Annotated in this window: 2 protein-coding genes; both read left to right on the plus strand. The window is 50.9% G+C overall.

Translation table 11 applies throughout. The features are described 5' to 3' along the window. Positions 1-147: 147 nt before the first annotated feature. Positions 148-1,848, plus strand: coding sequence for a DUF2075 domain-containing protein (locus tag D6694_00925; GenBank protein ID RMH48087.1), 1,701 nt, complete (start codon positions 148-150; stop codon positions 1,846-1,848). Between the two features lie 8 nt (positions 1,849-1,856). Further along, a partial coding sequence (locus D6694_00930) for an ATP-binding protein (protein RMH48088.1) occupies positions 1,857-3,403 on the plus strand: 1,547 nt, incomplete at its 3' end.

Here is a 3,403-nt window from a genome sequence, read left to right on the forward strand (position 1 = left end):
CGCCGTTAGCACCCCGAAAACACACACTTGTGCGACGCCTTTCAGGGGGATGGCGTCGTACAAGATGAATTGTGCGACGGATTTAACATCGTCACAAGAACCTTCCTGGGGTACAATTGACGAGCATTGGGTTATATAAAACACTGCATGGGTCACAACATGGCAAAATTCTATCCAGAACGATTTCCTCAGTGGGCAGCCGACGACCCGAAACGCTCGGCAGAGAGAAAAATTTTTGATTCGCTAGTCTCGCTGGGAGACGCCTTCACCGTGTTTTATAGCGTCAGTTGGCAGGTGCATGACAGACACGGCGCGAGAGATGGGGAAGCCGATTTCATTGTTGCTCATCCCGACTTGGGTGTTTTGATTATTGAAGTCAAGGGAGGAAGAATACGCTATGACGCCACTTCACAGCAGTGGTTCAGTATAGACCGTTACGAGGTTGAACATCCTATCAAGGATCCCGTCCAACAGGCTCGCAATAGCAAAGGCGCCTTGCTAACGAAACTCAAAGAACTGCCATCCTGGGATAATCGCTTTCTGACCGTTGCCTATCTTATTGCCTTCCCGGATGTGGTGGTGGATGCCAGATATTTACGGCCTGACTTGCCTTACACACTCATTGTGGATGTTACTGATTTGCCCAACATACCAGAGAAAATCGAACGCGCATTTGAGTGGTTTCATGGTCAAGATGGGCGACGGGGTGCATTAGGAATTCAGCGCCTGCGAGCAATGGAACAGATGTTGGCGCAGTCGTTCACCTTACACACTCCTATGGGGGTAGAACTGGAATACGACGAACAGCGCATCATCACGCTAACTGAAAACCAATTGCATTTGCTGCACTTCATCCAGGCCCAGCGACGCGCGCTCATCGAGGGATGCGCAGGCTCAGGCAAAACCATGCTTGCTCTGGAAAAAGCACGCCAGTTAGCGGAACAAGGTTTTGAGACACTTCTACTGTGTTTCAACGTCCCCCTGGCTAAATACCTGCAGCAACGCATTTCAGGCAACGTAGACGTCTGGCATTTTCACGGCTTGTGCAAACACATGGCAAGGGAAGCCGGCATTGGCTTCAGAGTATCCAAAAACGAGAGAGAATACTACGACATTGTTTTGCCAGAGATGTTGATGGATGCTATTGACGAATTGGGGCCACAGTACGATGCTATCATCGTGGACGAAGGACAAGATTTTCGCGATGATTGGTGGGAAACACTGTTGTTCTTGTTGCGTGACCACGAGAAAGGCATTTTTTACGTTTTCTATGACAGCAACCAGAACATCTATCATCGCAAGGGTACTCTGCAAAAACTGATTGGCAGCGAACCATTTCTGCTCTACGAAAACTGCCGTAACACACATGCCATCCACAAAATGGTGAAGAGACTCTATCACACCCCAAATGCTCTTATCTGCCGTGGGCCAGCAGGGAGACCTCCTGAAATCTTCTATTTCTCCACACCGCGCGAACAAGAAACCATAGTAAGGAAAGTCTTACACCGGTTGACCTATATTGAGAAAGTTGAAGCCCAGCATATCACACTGTTGACTACGCGTTCACCAGGAAAAACGCCCTTTTCCCCAAACCGTAAATTGGGCAATTATGTCCTGGTGGAACACGAGAACCATCATTGGCGGCCTACGGATATTCGCGTCAGCAGCGTACACCGTTTTAAGGGGTTGGAAAGCCGGGTGGTCATCCTGACAGGGTTGGAAGATAACGACCCACAGTGGCTTGAGCCGCTACTCTACGTGGCTTGTTCACGCGCTCGCACGCATTTAATCGTCATTGCACATCAGCGTTCTCACGCTTACATCAAAAGCATTTTCCATTCGAAGTAGAGGTACCCATGAAGTATTCTGACCTGATTCAATTTGAACCGGTCGAAAGTGTGGTCAAAGTGCGCCAGGCAGACGACCGTCAAGTGGCCGAACGCCTGGTACGTACCTACATCATCTCGGACCGCATGGCCGATGTGATTTTGCACCGCATTCTGCCAACCTTGAGTCTGGACCGCGGTGAGGAAACCGGTGGATTGTTCGTAGTAGGCAACTACGGAACCGGCAAATCCCACCTCATGTCCCTGCTCTCCGCCGTTGCTGAGCATACCGACCTTGTCCCGCAGGTTACACATCCCGCTGTTGCTACCGGGTTGAAAGAAATTGCCGGAAAGTTTCAGGTCATCCGTCAAGAATTCGGCAGTTCCACTATGCCATTACGCGATATCGTGTTGGGGTACCTGCAGGACGGACTGCATGACTTGGGGGTACCGGTAGATTTTCCTCCGATGGACCAGTCACCCAATACCAAGGATTTGCTGGCTGCGACAATGGATGCTTTCCGGCAGAAGTATCCCGACCAGGGGTTATTGGTCGTCATTGACGAATTGCTAGAATACTTGATGGGGCGCAACGAACGCGAGTTAATTCTGGATTTGGCCTTCCTGCGGGAGATAGGAGAAACCTGTTCGACCTCCGATTTGCGCTTTATAGCCGGAATTCAGGAATCGTTGTTCGACAGCCCCCGGTTCCAGTTCGCTGCCGACTCCATCCGTCGGGTGCGCGACCGTTACCAGCAAGTGCGTATCGTGCGAGAGGATGTGGCATTTGTAGTCGCCAACCGGCTGCTAAACAAAACAGAAACGCAGCGCAAGCACATTCGCGCCTACCTGGAGAGATTTGCCCCCTTGTACGAACTGATGGCCGAGCGCATGGATGAGTTCGTGGCTTTGTTCCCCATCCACCCGGCATACCTGGAAATGTTCGAGCGCGTCACCGTCATTGAGAAACGGCAGGCGCTTAAGGCCATCAGCCAGGAGATGCGACAAATTCTCGATAACGAAGTACCTGAACAATATCCAGGGTTGATTTCCTTCGATGCTTTTTGGCTATTGATACAGGAAGACCCATCCTACCGCACTCAGCCGGAAATCCGGGAAGTGCAGCAAAGAAGTGATGTGTTAGAAGAGCGTATTCGAAACGCCATGAAACCCATTTACGCATCTACCGCTTTGCGCATTATCCACGCCCTTGCATTACACCGTCTGACTACGGAAGACCTGCGTGTACCCATTGGCCTGACTCCGAAAGAACTGCGTGACAGGCTATGTCTGTACCTCCCCATCCCCGAAGCAGACGCTATATTCCTGTTGACGAGCGTGGAAACCGTCTTACAGGAGATTTCCCGGGTGGTCAATGGCCAGTTTATCTCCCACAACCCGCAAAATGACCAATACTACCTGGACCTGGACAAAGACGTGGATTTTGACGCGCTCATCGCTCAACGCGCTGCAGTTTTAGATGAAGACACTCTCGACCGCTACTATTTCGATGCTTTACGACGCATTTTGGAATTAAGCGAGAGCACCTACCGCACCGGTTTCCGCATTTGGCAGAC

It is taken from the genome of Gammaproteobacteria bacterium, from assembly GCA_003696665.1.
In the GTDB taxonomy this organism is placed as follows: domain Bacteria; phylum Pseudomonadota; class Gammaproteobacteria; order Enterobacterales.

Bases quoted from the DNA above. Each gene is read 5' to 3' on its own strand.
- D6694_00925 (RMH48087.1), top strand. From the start codon at position 148: ATGGGTCACAACATGGCAAAATTCTATCCAGAACGATTTCCTCAGTGG.